This window comes from Arenimonas aestuarii (genome assembly GCF_054781715.1).
On record NZ_BAAGTW010000004.1, the window covers coordinates 78,404 to 94,243 of the forward strand.

At 69.2% G+C, this 15,840-nt stretch carries 13 protein-coding genes; all 13 read right to left on the reverse strand.

The annotated features are described in order from the left end of the window. Positions 1 to 44: 44 nt before the first annotated feature. Positions 45 to 3,560 carry a DNA polymerase III subunit alpha gene (gene dnaE, locus ACYVJH_RS01170; RefSeq protein WP_460452837.1) on the reverse strand — a complete coding sequence of 1,172 codons (3,516 nt, stop codon included), beginning with the start codon at positions 3,558 to 3,560 and terminating at the stop codon, positions 45 to 47. Between the two features lie 70 nt (positions 3,561 to 3,630). Beyond that, positions 3,631 to 4,254: a hypothetical protein gene (locus ACYVJH_RS01175; RefSeq protein WP_460452838.1), complete on the reverse strand. Its 624-nt coding sequence runs from the start codon at positions 4,252 to 4,254 to the stop codon at positions 3,631 to 3,633. 157 nt (positions 4,255 to 4,411) lie between these two features. Then, complete coding sequence (locus tag ACYVJH_RS01180; RefSeq protein WP_460452839.1) at positions 4,412 to 5,041, reverse strand: YkvA family protein; 630 nt, start codon at positions 5,039 to 5,041, stop codon at positions 4,412 to 4,414. Between the two features lie 131 nt (positions 5,042 to 5,172). Further along, a complete protein-coding gene (rnhB, locus tag ACYVJH_RS01185) occupies positions 5,173 to 5,760 on the reverse strand; it encodes a ribonuclease HII (protein ID WP_460452840.1) in 588 nt (195 codons plus the stop codon). Then, a complete protein-coding gene (gene lpxB, locus ACYVJH_RS01190; RefSeq protein WP_460454243.1) occupies positions 5,757 to 6,965 on the reverse strand; it encodes a lipid-A-disaccharide synthase in 1,209 nt (402 codons plus the stop codon). The genes rnhB and lpxB overlap by 4 nt, the downstream gene beginning before the upstream one ends. Continuing rightward, a complete protein-coding gene (gene lpxA, locus ACYVJH_RS01195; protein ID WP_460452841.1) occupies positions 6,928 to 7,698 on the reverse strand; it encodes an acyl-ACP--UDP-N-acetylglucosamine O-acyltransferase in 771 nt (256 codons plus the stop codon). Before lpxA ends, lpxB begins: the two co-directional genes overlap by 38 nt. A gap of 1 nt (position 7,699) precedes the next feature. After that, positions 7,700 to 8,164, reverse strand: a complete 465-nt coding sequence (fabZ, locus tag ACYVJH_RS01200; protein ID WP_460452842.1) for a 3-hydroxyacyl-ACP dehydratase FabZ — start codon at positions 8,162 to 8,164, stop codon at positions 7,700 to 7,702. A 20-nt stretch (positions 8,165 to 8,184) separates the two neighbouring features. After that, positions 8,185 to 9,201, reverse strand: a complete 1,017-nt coding sequence (gene lpxD / locus ACYVJH_RS01205; RefSeq protein ID WP_460452843.1) for a UDP-3-O-(3-hydroxymyristoyl)glucosamine N-acyltransferase — start codon at positions 9,199 to 9,201, stop codon at positions 8,185 to 8,187. A 10-nt stretch (positions 9,202 to 9,211) separates the two neighbouring features. Then, complete coding sequence (bamA, locus tag ACYVJH_RS01210) at positions 9,212 to 11,713, reverse strand: outer membrane protein assembly factor BamA (RefSeq protein WP_460452844.1); 2,502 nt, start codon at positions 11,711 to 11,713, stop codon at positions 9,212 to 9,214. 47 nt (positions 11,714 to 11,760) lie between these two features. Beyond that, positions 11,761 to 13,098, reverse strand: coding sequence for an RIP metalloprotease RseP (rseP, locus tag ACYVJH_RS01215; protein ID WP_460452845.1), 1,338 nt, complete (start codon positions 13,096 to 13,098; stop codon positions 11,761 to 11,763). Then, the gene (locus ACYVJH_RS01220) at positions 13,095 to 14,279 is read right to left on the reverse strand and encodes a 1-deoxy-D-xylulose-5-phosphate reductoisomerase (protein ID WP_460452846.1); all 1,185 of its coding nucleotides are present in this window, start codon (positions 14,277 to 14,279) and stop codon (positions 13,095 to 13,097) included. The genes rseP and ACYVJH_RS01220 overlap by 4 nt, the downstream gene beginning before the upstream one ends. Further along, positions 14,264 to 15,091 (reverse strand): phosphatidate cytidylyltransferase, encoded by an 828-nt coding sequence (locus ACYVJH_RS01225; protein WP_460452847.1) that lies wholly within the window; start codon positions 15,089 to 15,091, stop codon positions 14,264 to 14,266. Before ACYVJH_RS01225 ends, ACYVJH_RS01220 begins: the two co-directional genes overlap by 16 nt. Beyond that, on the reverse strand, positions 15,088 to 15,831 hold the full coding sequence (gene uppS / locus ACYVJH_RS01230; protein WP_460452848.1) for a polyprenyl diphosphate synthase: 744 nt from the start codon (positions 15,829 to 15,831) through the stop codon (positions 15,088 to 15,090). The genes ACYVJH_RS01225 and uppS overlap by 4 nt, the downstream gene beginning before the upstream one ends. Positions 15,832 to 15,840 lie beyond the last annotated feature (9 nt).

Genomic DNA, 15,840 nt, shown 5'->3' on the forward strand with positions numbered 1-15,840 from the left:
CTCAGAAGCGTGATTCTACCGGGCAAAGGCCCGCGGTAGAACCGTCAGCCGCCCTGCTGCCAGGGACGATGCAGGGCCAGGCTGACCTGGCTGACGCCGGGCAGGGCGCGCAGCTGGCTCAGCAGGCCCGGTTCGGTGCGCACGCCCAGGGCGCCGTTCACGTCCAGGCTGCCGCGCGCCTTGCGCGGGCTGAGCAGGTCCAGGCGCAGCGGCGTGGCGCCGGGGCGGAAGCCGGCCAGGGCCGTTTCCAGGCGCTCCCAGGTGCCCTTGGCGCGCAGGTCCACGGTTATCGACAGGCGACGGGCGTGTTCGGCGCACAGGGCGTGGAAGTCCCAGCATTGCCGGGCGCGCAGCACGAAGCCGCCGCTGAACTGGTCCTCGGCCAGGTTGCCCTCGACCAGCAGGATGCGATCGCGGGAGAGCAGGTGGCCCGACTCGGCGAAGGCTTCCCGGAAAAAGGCGACCTCGAGCTGGCCGCGGCCGTCCTCGAGGCGGGCGAAGGCCATGGTCTCGCCGCGCTTTCGCACCGCGCCGACCAGGCCGGCCAGCACCACGGCGGCTTCGCCGCGGCGGTCCTTCTTGCTGGACCAGATCGCGTCGAGGTCGGCCAGGCTGGCGCCGACCAGGGACTGCAGTTCTTCGCGCCAGGGATCGAGCGGGTGGCCGCTGAGGTAGTGGCCCAGGGTTTCGCGCTCGCCCAGCAGCTTGGTTTCCAGCGGCCAGTCGGGCGCTTCGGGCAGTTCGATGTGGATGGCCGGCGCATCGCCGCCACCGCCGAACAGGGACACCTGGCCGGCCTCGCGTTCGCGCGCAAGCTGTTCGGTGGCCTTCATCGCCTCGGGAACCTGCAGCAGCAGCGAGGGCCGGTTGGCGCCGATGCCGTCGAGCGCGCCGGCGTGCACGAGGGCTTCGAGCACGCGCCGGTTGAGCTTGCCGCTGTCCACACGCTGGCAGAAATCGAGCAGGTCGCGGAATTCGCCGCCGGACTGCCGCGCCTCGACGATGGCCTCGCAGGCGCCGCGGCCCACGCCCTTCACCGCGCCCAGGCCATATCGCACGGTTTTTGCGTCGAGTGCGACGAACATGTACTGCGACGAATTCACGTCCGGCGGCAGCACCGCCAGGCCGATTTCGCGCGCCTCGTCCAGGAACGTGACCACCTTGTCGGTGTTGTCCATATCCGAGGACATCGTGGCGGCCATGAACTCGGCCGGGTAGTGCGCCTTGAGCCAGGCCGTCTGGTAGGCCACCAGCGCATAGGCCGCCGAATGCGACTTGTTGAAGCCGTAGTCGGCGAACTTCTCCATCAGGTCGAAGATGGCGGTGGCATTGCCCGGGTCGATGTCGCGCTCGGCCGCGCCGGCCTCGAACTTGACGCGCTCCTTGGCCATTTCCTCGGGCTTCTTCTTGCCCATCGCGCGGCGCAGCAGGTCGGCGCCGCCCAGCGAATAGCCGGCCAGGACCTGGGCGATCTGCATCACCTGTTCCTGGTAGACGATCACGCCGTAGGTGGGTTTGAGGATCGGCTCGAGCAGCGGGTGCGGGTAGCTGACCTCGGCGCGGCCATGGCGGCGGTCGATGAAGTCGTCGACCATGCCCGCGCCAAGCGGGCCGGGGCGGTACAGGGCGGCAAGCGCGATCAGGTCCTCGAAGGTCGAGGGCTGCAGCTTGCGGATGTATTCCTTCATGCCGCGCGATTCGAACTGGAACACCGCCGTGGTCTGGCCCTTCGACAGCAGGGCGTAGGTGTCGGGGTCATCCAGCGGCAGCGCGATGATGTCGACGGGTTCGATGCCGGCGCGTTCGCGGCGAACGTTGATCGCCTTCACCGCCCAGTCGATGATCGTCAGCGTGCGCAGGCCCAGGAAGTCGAACTTCACCAGGCCCACGGCCTCGACGTCGTCCTTGTCGAACTGGGTGACGATCGAGCGCGACGATTCGCCCTTGGCCAGGTGCTCGGCGAACAGCGGGCTGAAGTCGGTCAGCGGCGTCGGCGCGATCACCACGCCGCCGGCGTGCTTGCCGGCGTTGCGGGTCAGGTCCTCGAGGCTGCGCGCCAGGTCGACCAGGTCGCGCACGTCGTCCTCGGACTGGTAGCGCGTGATCAGTTCGGCCGAGGCCAGGTCGGCGTCCTTGCGGGCTTTTTCGCTCAGGCCCAGGGCGTCGTCGAGGGTGATGCCCAGGGTGTTCGGGATCAGCTTGGCGATGCTGTCCACGAAGCCGTAGGGATGGCCCAGCACGCGGCCACAGTCGCGCACCGCGGCCTTGGCGGCCATGGTGCCGTAGGTGATGATCTGGCTGACCTTGTCGCGGCCGTACTTCTGGCCGACGTAGTCGATCACCTCGTCGCGCCGGTCCATGCAGAAATCGACGTCGAAGTCGGGCATGGACACGCGTTCGGGGTTGAGGAAACGTTCGAACAGCAGGTCGTAGCGCAGCGGGTCGAGGTCGGTGATGCCCAGGGCGTAGGCCACCAGTGAGCCGGCGCCCGAGCCGCGGCCCGGGCCGACCGGGATGTCGTTGGACTTGGACCAGTTGATGAAGTCCGCGACGATCAGGAAGTAACCCGGGAAACCCATGGACACGATGACGTCGAGTTCGGTGTCCAGGCGCGCGGCGTAGTCGGACGCGGACTTGCCCGGCGCCAGGTCGATGCGGGCCAGGCGGCCGGCCAGGCCACGGTGGGCTTCCTCGCGGATCCAGCTGTCGAGCGTGTGGCCCTCGGGAACCGGGAAATCGGGCAGGAAGTACTTGCCCAGGCTCAGCGCCAGGTTGCAGCGTTTGGCCAGTTCGACGGTATTCTCCAGCGCCTCGGGCAGGTCGGCGAACAGCTCGGCCATTTCCTCGGGCGACTTGAGGTATTGCTCGCGGGTGTATTCGCGCGGGCGCTTGGGGTCGTCGAGCACGCGGCCAGTGGCGATGCACACGCGCGCCTCGTGCGCCTCGAAGTCGTCGCGCGACAGGAAGCGCACGTCGTTGCTCGCCAGCAGCGGCAGCCCCTGTTCGCCGGCCAGCGCCACCGCGGCCGCATTGAAGGCGTCCTCGCCTTCGCGGCCGGTGCGTGTGAGTTCAAGGTAGAGGCGGTCGGGAAAGGCACGGGCCAGTTCGTCGAGCTGCTGGCGCGCGGCTTCCTCGCGCCCGCCCATCAGGCAGCGACCCAGCGGGCTTTCACGCCCGGCGATGGCCACCAGGCCGGCATTGTCGGCATACAGCCATTCCGGCTGCACCGCGACGTAGTCACCGGCGTGGCCATCGAGGTAGGCGCGGCTGATCAGGCGCGACAGCGCCAGGTAACCTTCCTGGTCCAGGCAAAGCAGGGTGAGGCGCGCAGGTGCGGCGCCCGTTTCGATCCACAGGTCGGCGCCGGCCAGGGGTTTCAGGCCCGCGCCTTCGGCGGCCTTGTAGAACTTCACCAGCGCGAACAGGTTGCTGGTGTCGGTGACCGCCACCGCCGGCAGCCCGAGCGCGGCGCAGCGCGACACCAGCTCCGGGATGCGGATGCTCGAATCGGTGAGCGAATATTCGCTGTGCAGGTGGAGGTGGACGAATTGCGGGGACATGCCGGCTGCCAAAGACCAGCCGGCAGTTTACCCCGACGACGGGGGCGCCCGCCCCCGCACCCTCACCCGCTCAGGAGACCCGGAACAGCGCCTGCAAGGGCTGGCCACCGGCGTAGGGGCGCGAGCGCACGTCCCGGCGCTGCTGCAGCAGCGCCAGTTCGGCCAGGCGGGTGTTTTCCCAGGCCATGCGCCGTTCGGCGCCAGTGCCTCGGGGCTGTTCATCCTTGCGGAAGTCGCAGAAGTCGCCGTAATCGAGCGTCTGGTCGCGGAAGGCCGGCCAGGCCAGTTCGACCAGCAGGGCGTCGTCGAGATGGCCGACCAGGGGCAGGTCGTCGGGGATCAGGTCGTCGACCTCGTGCAGGTAGCTGATGAGCATGCGCGAACGTTCGCGCAGCTCGGCGTCGAGCTCCCAGTCGCCGTCGTTGAGCATGCGCCGCAGGTGTTCGGCGCGGCGAAGGCGTTCGGCCAGGATGGCGACGGCGCGCTCGCGCGGTTGTTCCTGCAGCCAGCGCGCCAGCGTGACCAGCTGGTCGGCGCTGACGTGCGGCGCATTGGGGTCGAGCCTTGCTAGCAGGGCGTTGAAGCGCGCGACGGCGGTTTCCTCGAGGGCCAGGTCACCGACGTGGCGGCGGCGGGAGTCGGCGGACTCGGGCGGCAGTCGAAGGGCGAGCGGATCGTGGAGGGTGGACAACATGGCGGACTCCAGAGGGCAGTGGGCGCGGGGACGATTCCCCGCGCACCTGCCTTTCACAGATGCCGCGCCAGCTTGCTCCGTTGCATCGTCATCGTCGCGTTCCGGAAGTGGCCGTTACCTTCGGCCCAATTCAGCATGCCGACAGCTTCGCCGGGATTCAGACCACGCGCAGGCCACCAACCAGCGGCCCGTAGTCGACGTAGTGCTGGTGGCGGACGCGATGCAGCTGTTCCCAAAGCGCGCCTTCCTCGAGCCGCGACTGCAGCCAGTTCTCGCGGCTGGGATGTCCACCGAAGGCGTCGCCCGATTCTTCGCGGAAGCGCTGGAAGTCGCGATAGTCCTCCAGTTCCTCGGCGACCATCGGCCAGGCCAGCTCGACCAGCAGCGCATCGTCGAGGCGCCCGACCCGCGGCGTGTCATCGGGGATCAGGTCGCGCACGCGGTCAACGTAGGCGAGCATGCGGCCAATGCGCCGGGCCAGGGCCGGTTCGACCGCCCAGTCGGCATCGGCCACCAGGGCCTGCAGTTCGGCCAGCCGTCCCAGGCGCGCCTGCAGCAGGGCTTCGCCCTGCTCGGGCGGCAGCTCCATCAGCCAGCGGGCGACGCTGGCCACGGCGTCGGCGTCCACGTGCGGCGCGTCGGGGTGCAGTTCGTGCAGCAGGTCGTTGAAGTCCGCGATGGCCCGGGGAGCAAGCGGCACCGGCCCGGCAAAGGCGGGGCCGTCGTGGCGGGCAAGGCGGGGCAAGGGCAGGGCGGTGCCTGCCGGGAGGGGAGGTTCGTGGCGCATGGCAGTCCTCGCTGCCGGCCGGTGGTGGGCGCGGTGCGCGGCTGGTCGGCGGTGGCCGCGGGCCGCCGCATCCGCCGGGATGCAATTGTTGATTTACGCCTGTGTGGCGCGGGTGTCCAGTGCCGGTTCGTTCAGCCGAGCAGCGACGGCGCCAGCAGCGCGCGCACGGGTGCAAAACTGCGGCGGTGCTGTTCGCAGGGGCCCAGTCGACGCAGCGCGTCGAGGTGTTCGGGCGTGGGATAACCCTTGTGCAATGCGAAGCCGTAACCCGGGTGCCGGTGTTCGAGTTCGCGCATGTACTGGTCGCGGGCGACCTTGGCCAGGATGGAAGCAGCCATGATCGCTGGTTCGCGGGCGTCGCCCTTCACCAGGGCCTCGGCGGGACAGGGCAGGTCCTTCGGCAGCCGGTTGCCGTCGACCAGCGCGTGCACGGGGGCGGGTTCGAGCGCGTGCAGGGCCCGCGACATGCCGGCCATCGTGGCGTGCAGGATGTTCAGGCGGTCGATTTCCGCGGGCCACACCCACTCGAGGTGCCAGGCCAGTGCCTGGGTCCTGATCAGGGGGGCCAGGGTTTCGCGGCGTGACGGCGAAAGCGCCTTGGAATCACCCAGGCCGGCCAGCGGCCGCGCCGGGTCGAGGATGACCGCCGCCACCGCCACGGGTCCGGCCAGCGGGCCGCGACCGGCTTCGTCGACGCCGGCGACCAGCCGCCGGTTCATCGGCCCGCCAGCAGGTCGGCGACGGCGTCCGCGGCGTCGGCGTCGGCGTGGCCGCGAAGCTTGGCGTGGATGTGTTCGTAGCGCGGCAGCAGCGCCGCCCTGGCCTCGGGATCGCGGAACCAGAGCATCACTGCTTCGGCGAGGTTCTCGGGGGTGCAGTCGTGCTGCATCAGTTCGGGCACGATTGGTTCGTTGGCCAGTACGTTGGGCAGGCTGTACAGGCTGACGCGCATCAGGCCCAGGGCCATCACCAGGCGGTAGGTCAGCGCCGAGATGCGGTAGCCCACGACCATGGGCCGCTTGGCGAGCATGGCTTCGAGCGCCGCAGTGCCCGAGGCCAGGAGCACCACGTCGGCGGCCACCATCACGTCGTGGGCCTGGCCGTCGTAGAGCGCCACGTTGGCCAGCTGCGACTTCGCCAGGCCCTGCTCGATGGCGGCGCGGCAGGCCGGGTCGGCGGCCGGCACGGCCACGGCGAGGCCCGGCATCTGCAGCGTCACCAGGCGGGCGGCGTCGATGAAGGTGGGCCACAGGCGACCAATCTCGCCCTGGCGACTGCCGGGCAGCACGGCCAGTACGGGAATGTCCTGCGGCAGGCCCAGTCGCTCGCGCGCGTCCTGTCGATCGGGCACGGCCTCGAAGGCTTCGGCCAGGGGATGCCCGACGAAGCGGGCGTCTATGCCGTGGCGCTGGTAGATCGGCGGCTCCATCGGGAACAGGCACAGCACGCGGTCGGCGCTGCGTCCGATCTTCGCCGCCCGGCCTTCGCGCCAGGCCCAGACCGAAGGGCTGACGTAGTGCACGGTGCGGATGCCGGCCTGCTTGAGCTTTTTTTCCAGGCCCAGGTTGAAGTCCGGGGCGTCGATGCCGATGAAGACGTCGGGCCGCCAGTCCATCAGGCGGCGACGAAGGCCGGCGCGCAGGCGCAGCAGGCGCGGCAGGTGGCGCAGCACTTCGGCCAGGCCCATCACCGCCAGTTCGCCGCTTTCATGCCAGGCCTCGAATCCCTCGGCCAGCATGCGCGGCCCACCGATGCCGGCGAACTGCGCGTCCGGGAAACGTTTCTTCAGTTCGCGCACCAGGCCGGCGCCGAGCAGGTCACCGGAGGCTTCCCCGGCGACCAGGGCGAATCGCAGCGGACGCGGCTGGTCGCCGCCCATGCCGGTTTCAGCGCAGCAGGCCGCGCCCGCTGTGTTCGATGAAATCGAGCATCAGCTGCACGTCCTGCGAGTCGGCGGCGCCGGCGGCCAGCTGCCCGCGCACTTCGGCCAGCGGTTTGCCGGAAAGATAGAGCGCGCGGTAGGCGCGCTTGATCGACGAGATGCGCTCGGCGTCGAAACCGCGGCGCTTGAGACCCTCGGCATTGATGCCGCGGGGCGCGGCGTATTTGTCGGCGACCATCACGAAGGGAGGCACGTCGGCGTTGACCAGGCTGCCCATGCCGATGAAGGCGTGGGCGCCGATCTTGCAGAACTGGTGGATGCCCGCGAAGCCGCCCAGGATCGCCCAGTCGCCCAGTTCGGCGTGCCCGGCCAGGGTGGCGTTGTTGGCCAGGATGCAATGGTCGCCGACGACGCAGTCGTGGGCGATGTGCACATAGGCCATGATCCAGTTATGGCTGCCGATGCGGGTGATGCCACCGCCGTCGGCGGTGCCGCGGCTGAGGGTGGTGAACTCGAAGATGGTGTTGCCGTCACCGATCACCAGCTCGGTTCGCTCGCCGGCGAACTTCTTGTCCTGCGGGTCGTTGCCGACCGTGGCATGGGCATGGATGACGTTGTCGCGGCCGATGCGGGTGGGCCCGCTGATCACCGCGTGCGGGCCGATCCGGCAGCCGTCGCCGATTTCCACGTCGGCGCCGATGATCGCGTAGGGGCCAACCTCGACCCGCTCGCCGATCCGCGCCGTGGCGTCGATCAGGGCAGTCGGGTGGATCATCCTATTCCTTGCCCTCGGCACAGAGGATTTCCGCGCTGGCCACCACCTTGCCATCGACGCGGGCGGATCCTTCGTAAAGCGCCATGTTGCGGATATTGCGCTTGAGCACCACCTCGATGTCGAGCTGGTCGCCCGGCACCACCATGCGGTTGAAGCGCGCGTTGTCCACCTTCACCAGGTAGAACAGCTTGCCGTCGCCGATGGCGTCGCGTGGCAGCGACAACTGGGTGAGCAGGCCGCCGGCCTGGGCCATGGCCTCGATCACGAGCACCCCGGGCATCACCGGACGACCCGGGAAGTGCCCCTGGAAATAGGGTTCGTTGAAGGTGACGTTCTTGATGGCGCGGATGCGCTTGTGAGCATCCAGCTCGACCACCCGGTCGACCAGCAGGAAAGGGTAACGGTGGGGCAAAAGGTGCAGGATGCAGGCGACATCCACGGGCAGCTTGATGGCGTCTTCGCTCATCCTGGGGTTCCTTGGCGGATTCAATCCTTGGGCGGGGCGCCCATTCTACGCGCGAGCGCGTCCAATTGCCGGAAACGGGCGGCATTCCGGCGAAACCGCCGGGCCTCCTGCGCGGCCATGGCCGAGGCGTACTCGCCCGGCTCGGTGATCGAGGCGGTGACCAGGCTCATGGCCGTGATGGTCACCTTGTCGCAGACCGAGAGGTGCCCGGCGATGCCGGCGCCGCCACCGACCAGGCAATAGCGGCCGATCCGGGCCGAGCCGGCGATGGCCACGCAGCCGGCCATGGCAGTGTGGGCGCCGATGCGCACGTTGTGGCCGACCTGCACCAGGTTGTCCAGGCGCACGTCCTCCTCGAGCACGGTGTCCTCCAGGGCGCCGCGGTCGATGCAGGTGTTGGCGCCGATCTCGCAGTCGTCGCCGATCTGCACGCCGCCCAGCTGGGGTACTTTCAGCCACCGTCCGGCATCCATCGCCAGGCCGAAACCCTCGGCGCCGATCACCGCCCCGGGATGCACCCGCACGCGGGCGCCCAGCCGCACCCGGGCAACCAGCGTGACCCGCGCGAGCAGCTCGCAGCCCGGCCCGATCTCGCAGTCGTCGCCGATGATGCAGCCCGGGCCGATGACGGCGCCGGCGCCGATGCGGCAACGTGCGCCGATGCTGGTGAAGGGCCCGACATGCGCGCCGGGGTCGACCTGTGCGTCGGCGGCGACCACGGCCGAGGCATGCACGCCCGGCGGCGAGGCCGGGGAACTGTCGAACAGGGCCGCGATGCGGGCAAAAGCCGCGTACGGGGACGCGGCGACCAGGCAGGGCACCGGGCAACCAGCGGCATCTGCTTCGGCCAGCACCACCGCCGAAGCGCCGGTGCCGGCCAGCTCCTGGCGGTAGCGTGGGTTGGCCAGGAAGGCCAGCTGGCCCTCCCCGGCAGCCGCCAGCGTGGCTACCCCGCGTATGCGGATATCACCGTCGCCGCGCAAGCCAAGCTTGAAGCGCGCGGCGAGTTCGGCCAGCGTCGGCGACGGGGCGGGCATCGCCCCGGCCCTAGAAACTGCCGCCGAAGGTGAACTGCAGGCGCTCGATCTGGTCGGAACGCTCGCGCTGGATCGGCAGGGCGTAGCTGATCTGGATCGGGCCCATCGGCGATTCCCACTGCAGCGACACGCCGGTCGAGATGCGCAGCGTCTTGGCTTCCCAGTCCTCGAAGCCGTTGTAGACGTTGCCGTAGTCGATGAACGCCGACAGGCGGGTGCCCTTGCTGTCGAACAGCGTCGGGAAATAGAACTCGATCGTGCCAGCGGTCTTGAGCGAGCCGCCGATCGGCTGGCGGAAACCATCGCTGCTGAACTGGTAGGTCGGGCCGACCGTGTTCACTTCGAAGCCGCGGATCGAGTTCGGGCCACCGGCGTAATAGTTGCGGAAGAAGGGCAGGCCGCACTTGGTGGTGGTGGTGATGATGTCGCCTTCGGTGTCGAAGCTCGTGCACAGCGCATCGCCGGTGTCGCCGTAGCTGTCGCCGTAACCGAGTTCAACGCCGAACTTCGCGACCAGCCAGTTGGCCAGCGGGATGTAGTGTTCGAAGTTGTAGCCGAGCTTGTAGTACTCCAGGTCGCTGCCGGGCAGCACGACTTCGGCGCTGATGCGGTGGTAGGTGCCGCGGGTGGGCAGCAGGAAGTCGTTGCGCGAATCGCGCACCCAGCCGGTCTGCAGGCGCCAGGCGTTGACGTTCCACTTGCGCGAGCCGCCAAACTGCAGCGGATCGGTGGTGGTCGGGTCGTCGTCGTCGTTGTCCGGCGGCGTCGTGGGATCACGGTCGTCGTCGACGTGGAACTGCGGGAAGCGCTGGCGGTCGCCCAGGGTGCTGACCAGGTACTGGATAAGCGGTTCGGGCGTGAAGCCGTCCTGGGTAGTCAGCGAGTTGCGGTCGATGCCCAGCGAGAACTGGATGGAATCGGTTTCCGTCAGCGGCAGGCCCACCAGGACCTCGGCGGCGGACACGGCGTTGTTGTACTGGGCCAGGTTGGCGTCCTGGCGCGAGTAGCTGTAGTCGCTGTGGCTGAGGTTGTAGCCGACGCTTATCCCCGAATCGGTGAAGTAGGGGTCGGTGTAGCCGATCGAGTACTGCTTGGAGAAGCTGTTGTTCTGCACCGCGATGGAAACGCGGTTGCCCGTGCCCAGGAAGTTGTTCTGCACCAGCTGCAGGCTGGTGATCAGGCCGAAGGTCTGCTGGTAGCCCAGGCCGAAGGTGAACTGGCCGGAGTTGCGTTCCTTGACGTTGACGACAACGTCCACCTGGTCCGGCGCGCCGGCGACCTCGGGCGTCTCGATGTCGACCGTCTCGAAGAAGCCAAGGCGCTGCAGGCGGACCTTGGAGCGGTCGACCGCGGCCTGCGAGAACCAGGCGCCCTCGAACTGGCGCATCTCGCGACGCAGGACCTCGTCGGCGGTGCCGGTGTTGCCCTTGAAGACGATGCGGCGGACCTGTACGCGCGGGCCCGGCTCGACGAAGAAGTTCAGGCCGACGACGCGGTTTTCGCGGTCGATGTCCGGAACCGGGTTCACCTGGGCGAACGCGTAGCCGATGTTGCCCAGCAACGCGACCATCGCGTCGGTGCTCAGCTCGACGCGGGCGCGCGAGAAGGTGCCGCCCTCGCGCACGAACAGCATCTTCTCCATCTCCTCGACCGGCAGGATGGTGTCGCCCGAGACCTTGACCTCGCCGATGGTGTAGACCTCGCCTTCGGCGACGTTGGCGGTGACGAAGATGTCGCGCTTGTCGGGGCTGATCGCGACCTGGGTGGATTCGACGTTGAAGTCGACGTAACCGCGGTCGAGGTAGTAGTTGCTCAGCTTTTCGAGGTCGCCGGAGAGCTTTTCGCGCGAGTACTGGTCGTCGCGGCGGTACCAGGACAGCCAGTTGCTGGTGTCCGATTCCCAGGTCTCGCGCAGGTCTTCCTCGATGAAGGTTTCGTTGCCGACGATGTTGATGTCGCGGATGCGTGCGGCCTTGCCTTCCTCGATGATGATGGTGACGTCGACGCGGTTGCGGTCGAGGTTGGAGACGCTCGGCAGGATCGAGACGTTGTACTTGCCGCGGTTGTTGTACTGGCGGATCAGTTCCTGGGTGATGCGGTCGAGGTTGAGCGGGTTGTAGGTCTCGCCCTCGGCCAGGCCGATGCTGCGCAGGCCGACCATCAGGTCCTCGGTCTTGATGTCCTTGTTGCCGGTCAGCGTGATGCTGTTGATGGCCGGTCGCTCGGTCACCACCACGACCAGGATGTCGCCCTGGCGCTCGAGTTTGACGTCACTGAAGAATCCCGTGCGGAACAGGGCACGGATGGCGTCGCCGGAGCGGCCGCGGTCGAGGGTGTCGCCACGTTCGACCGGCAGGTAGGTGAATACCGTGCCCGGGGAGATGCGCTGCAGGCCTTCGACGCGGATGTCGGCGACCTGGAATGGCTCGTAGTTCTGGGCGTGGGCGGGGCCGGCAAGGGCGGCGGCGAGCGCGATGCTCAGGAGGCAGCGTCGGACAGTGGGTCGCGTCATCGTCAATCCGTGGAAACCGGGCGGAATCGCCCGCAATGGGTGGAAGCTCAGGAGCCGAGCCGAAGAATATCGTTGTAAAAGGCTAATCCCATCAGGCCGGCCAGCAGGGCCAGGCCGATGTATTGGCCCGCCATGAGGCCGCGTTCGCCGACCGGACTGCCCTTGACCAGCTCGATAAGGTAATACAGCAGGTGCCCACCATCCAAGACGGGGATGGGCAGCAGGTTCATGATGCACAGGCTCAGCGAGAGTATCGCGAGGAAGTTAAGAAACCATGCGGGGCCCAGTCCGGCGCTGCCGTTGGCGACCCGGGCGATGGTGATCGGGCCGGAAATGTTCTTCAGCGATGCCTGCCCCGAGACCATGCGCCAGAGCATGCCCAGCACGTCCGAGGTCATCTGCCGGGTCTCGGCCAGGGCGGCCGGGACCGCGGCCAGCGGCCCGAAACGCAGCAGGGCGTCCTGTTCCAGGGCCGCAGGCAAAACGCCAAGTTGCCAGACCATCGCGCCTTCGCGCTCGACCCGCTGCGGGCGGACCTCAAGCATTTGACGGCGGCCGTCGCGCTCGACCTGCAGGGCCAGCGGGCGGTCCTGGCCGGCCAGTTCCTGCAGCAGGGGCGAGACCTGGTCGTAGGTTTGCACCGGGCGGCCGCCCAGGGACAGGATGCGGTCGCCGGCCCTCAGGCCGGCGGCATTGGCCGCCGAGCCCGGCGAGACCTCCCCGATCACGGCCGGCCAGGCCAGGCTCAGGCCGAGGTCCGAAAAGGGGCGTTCTTCGCTCAGCACCAGGCCGGGGCGGTCGAGCGGCAGCATCCGCACGCGCTCGTCGCCGTCGGCGGTGCGCACCCGCACGGCGGTGGGCTCGCGGTCCATGACGGCGGTGGCCAGGGCGATGCCGGCCTCGCTCCAGGTGCGGGTCTGGCGCCCGCCGACGTCCAGCAGCCGGTCGCCGGCCTGGAAGCCGGCTTCGGCGGCGATGCCCTCGGCGCGGCCGATGTCGGGCTGGAAGTCGGGTTTGCCGACCACGAACATCAGCCAAAGCAGGGCGATGCACAGCAGCAGGTTGGCGATCGGCCCGGCCGCGACGATGGCGATGCGCTGGTAGACCGACTTGGCGTTGAAGCTCTCGTGGCGCTCGGAAGGGGCGACCTCGACCTCGCGCTCGTCGAGCATCTTCACGTAGCCGCCCAGCGGAATCCAGGCCACGGCGTATTCGGTGCCGTCGCGGCCGATGCGCTTCCAGATCGGCTTGCCAAAGCCCACCGAGAACCGCAGCACGCGCACGCCGCAGCGCCGCGCGACCCAGTAGTGGCCGAACTCGTGGAAGGTGACCAGGATGCCGAGGCTCACGATGAGCCACCACACCGAGCCGAAGAATTCCGTCATTGCCGTCGCATCCTCGCGATCATTTCCCCGGCCAGGCGCCGGGCCGCGGCATCGGTTTCAAGCAGGTCTTCCAGGGAGTCGGCCGGGCCGCCCGGATGGGCATCCAGGCAGGCCTGGACCAGGTCAGGAATGTCTAGGAAGCCCAGTTTGCCCTGAAGGAAGGCTGAAACGGCCACTTCGTTGGCGGCGTTGAGCACGGCGGGAGCGCCGCCGCCGGCCTCGAGGGCGCGGTAGGCCAGGCTCAGGCAGGGGAAGGTTTCCAGGTCCGGCGGCTCGAAGTCGAAACGGGCCAGGGCGGCCAGGTCCAGCGGTGCCACGCCCGAATCGATGCGTTCGGGCCAGGCCAGGCCATGGGCCAGGGCCGTGCGCATGTCGGGGTTGCCCAGCTGCGCCAGCACCGAGCCGTCGATGTAGTCGACCAGCGAGTGGATGACGCTTTGCGGGTGCACCACTACTTCGATGCGTTCCGGCGGCAGGCCGAACAGGTGCCGGGCCTCGATGACTTCCAGGCCCTTGTTCATCAGGGTGGCGGAATCCACGGAAATCTTGCGGCCCATGGACCAGTTCGGGTGGGCGCAGGCCTGGTCCGGCGTCACCGCCGCCAGCGCCGCGCGGTCGCGGCCGCGGAATGGACCCCCCGAAGCGGTCAGCAGCAGGCGGCGAACCCCCTGGCGGCTTCCATCGGCGGGCAGGCACTGGAAGATGGCGTTGTGTTCGCTGTCGACCGGCAGCAGGGTGGCCCCACCTTCGCGGGCCGCGCGCACCAGCAGGTCGCCGGCCAGGACCACCGATTCCTTGTTGGCCAGCAGCAGGCGCTTGCCGGCGCGGGCCGCGGCCAGGGTCGAGGCCATGCCGGCGGCGCCGACGATGGCGGCGACCACGGTGCCGTTGACGGGATCGGTGGCGACCTCGTCCAGTGCCGCGGGACCGGCCAGGGCCCGCGTGGACAGGCCCAGGTCGGCCAGGCCGTCGCGCAGGGCGGGGTAGGCGGCCGGGTCGGCCACCACGGCGGTATCGGGGCGGAAACGGGCGCACAGCGCCAGCAGGGCGTCCACGCGGCCATTGGCGGTGAGCGCGCCGATCCGGAAGCGGTCCGGATGGCGGGCCACGACGTCCAGGGTCGAGCTTCCGATCGACCCGGTGGCCCCGAGCAGGGCGATCGTGTTCAGAGGCCGAGCCATGCCTTGCCCACCACGAACACCGGCAGGGCGGCCAGGATGCTGTCGAGCCGGTCCATCAGGCCGCCATGGCCCGGGAACAGGTCGCCCGAGTCCTTGACCCCCGACTGGCGCTTCATGAGGCTTTCGAACAGGTCGCCAACCACCGAAATGGCGGCCACCCCCAGGGTGACCAGCCAAAGCGCCGGCAGCTGCGACCAGGCCAGGCCCAGCAGCGGCACGGCCGGGATAGCCAGCAGCGCGCAGGTGGCCAGGCCACCGTAGACGCCTTCCCAGCTCTTGCCCGGGCTGATGGTGGGTGCCAGCTTGCGCCGGCCCCAGCGGGAGCCGGCGAAATACGCGCCGCTGTCGGCGGCCCAGACGATCAGCAGGGCGAACAGGGTCCAGCGGGCACCGAAGGGGTCTTCCGAGTGCAGCCAGCCCAGTGCACACCAGGCCGGGATGATGCCCAGGGTGCCGGCCAGCAGCTTCAGGCTGCGGTTGGCGGCTGTGTCGGCGCCGCCGAAAGCGGGTCGGGCCAGCCAAAGGCAGACCACCGCCCACCACAGCACGCCCACCATGCTCATCAGCTTGAGCGTGAACAGGCCGGGGCCGGCGCCCCAGACCAGGGCGGCCATCATCAGAGCGTTGGCGGTGAGGAAAGCCGCACGCGGCAGGCGGTCGTGCACGCCGGCGAAGTGGGTCCATTCCCACAGGCCGGCCAGCAGCACCAGGGCGACGATGGCCGCCAGCCAGGGCGTGGGCAGGAAGAGCACCGCCAGGATCGGCAGCGGCGCCAGCACCACGGCCGTGGTGATGCGCTGGCGGCGGCTCACGTCGCGCCTCCGGCGACCTGGGCGCTGGTCAGGCCGAAGCGGCGCTCGCGGTCGGCGAACGCGGCCATGGCGGCGTCCAGCACGCTGTCGTCGAGGTCGGGCCACAGGGTTTCGGTGAACCACAGTTCGGTATAGGCGAGCTGCCAGAGCAGGAAATTGCTGATGCGCAGGTCGCCGCCGGTGCGGATGAACAGGTCGGGCGAGGGCAGGCCGGCCAGGCTGATGCGTTCGCCGAGCAGGGTTTCGTTGATGTCCGCGGGGGCCAGGCGACCGGCCGCGACGTCTTCGGCCAGGCTGCGGCAGGCCTGGGCGATGTCCCAGCGGCCGCCGTAGCCCACGGCGATGTTCAGGGCCAGGCTGAGCTGCGCGGGAACCTGCAGCTCGGCCTGGGCCATGCGGCTGCGGATCGTTTCCGGGAAACCACTGCGGTCGCCGATGAAGGACAGGCGCACGCCGCGGCGGTGCAGCTCGTCGACTTCGCTGTCGAGCATGCGCAGGAAGAGTTTCATCAGGGCGCCGACTTCTTCTTCGGGCCGGTTCCAGTTTTCCGAGGAGAAGGCGAACAGCGTAAGCGCCTCGATGCCCCGCGCCAGGCAGTAGTCCACGCACACCTGCACCGCCTTGGCGCCGGCGCGGTGGCCCAGCGTACGCGGGCGGTTGCGGCGCTGCGCCCAGCGGCCGTTGCCGTCCATGATGACGGCCAGGTGGCGGGGTAGCCGCGCCGAAGGCGGGGCGGGCATCGTGGCGGC

Bases quoted from the DNA above. Each gene is read 5' to 3' on its own strand.
- ACYVJH_RS01180 (WP_460452839.1), bottom strand. From the start codon at position 5,041: ATGCGCCACGAACCTCCCCTCCCGGCAGGCACCGCCCTGCCCTTGCCC.
- uppS (WP_460452848.1), bottom strand. From the start codon at position 15,831: ATGCCCGCCCCGCCTTCGGCGCGGCTACCCCGCCACCTGGCCGTCATC.
- rnhB (WP_460452840.1), bottom strand. From the start codon at position 5,760: ATGAACCGGCGGCTGGTCGCCGGCGTCGACGAAGCCGGTCGCGGCCCG.
- bamA (WP_460452844.1), bottom strand. From the start codon at position 11,713: ATGACGCGACCCACTGTCCGACGCTGCCTCCTGAGCATCGCGCTCGCC.
- lpxD (WP_460452843.1), bottom strand. From the start codon at position 9,201: ATGCCCGCCCCGTCGCCGACGCTGGCCGAACTCGCCGCGCGCTTCAAG.
- lpxA (WP_460452841.1), bottom strand. From the start codon at position 7,698: ATGATCCACCCGACTGCCCTGATCGACGCCACGGCGCGGATCGGCGAG.
- rseP (WP_460452845.1), bottom strand. From the start codon at position 13,098: ATGACGGAATTCTTCGGCTCGGTGTGGTGGCTCATCGTGAGCCTCGGC.
- fabZ (WP_460452842.1), bottom strand. From the start codon at position 8,164: ATGAGCGAAGACGCCATCAAGCTGCCCGTGGATGTCGCCTGCATCCTG.
- ACYVJH_RS01220 (WP_460452846.1), bottom strand. From the start codon at position 14,279: ATGGCTCGGCCTCTGAACACGATCGCCCTGCTCGGGGCCACCGGGTCG.
- ACYVJH_RS01175 (WP_460452838.1), bottom strand. From the start codon at position 4,254: ATGTTGTCCACCCTCCACGATCCGCTCGCCCTTCGACTGCCGCCCGAG.
- dnaE (WP_460452837.1), bottom strand. From the start codon at position 3,560: ATGTCCCCGCAATTCGTCCACCTCCACCTGCACAGCGAATATTCGCTC.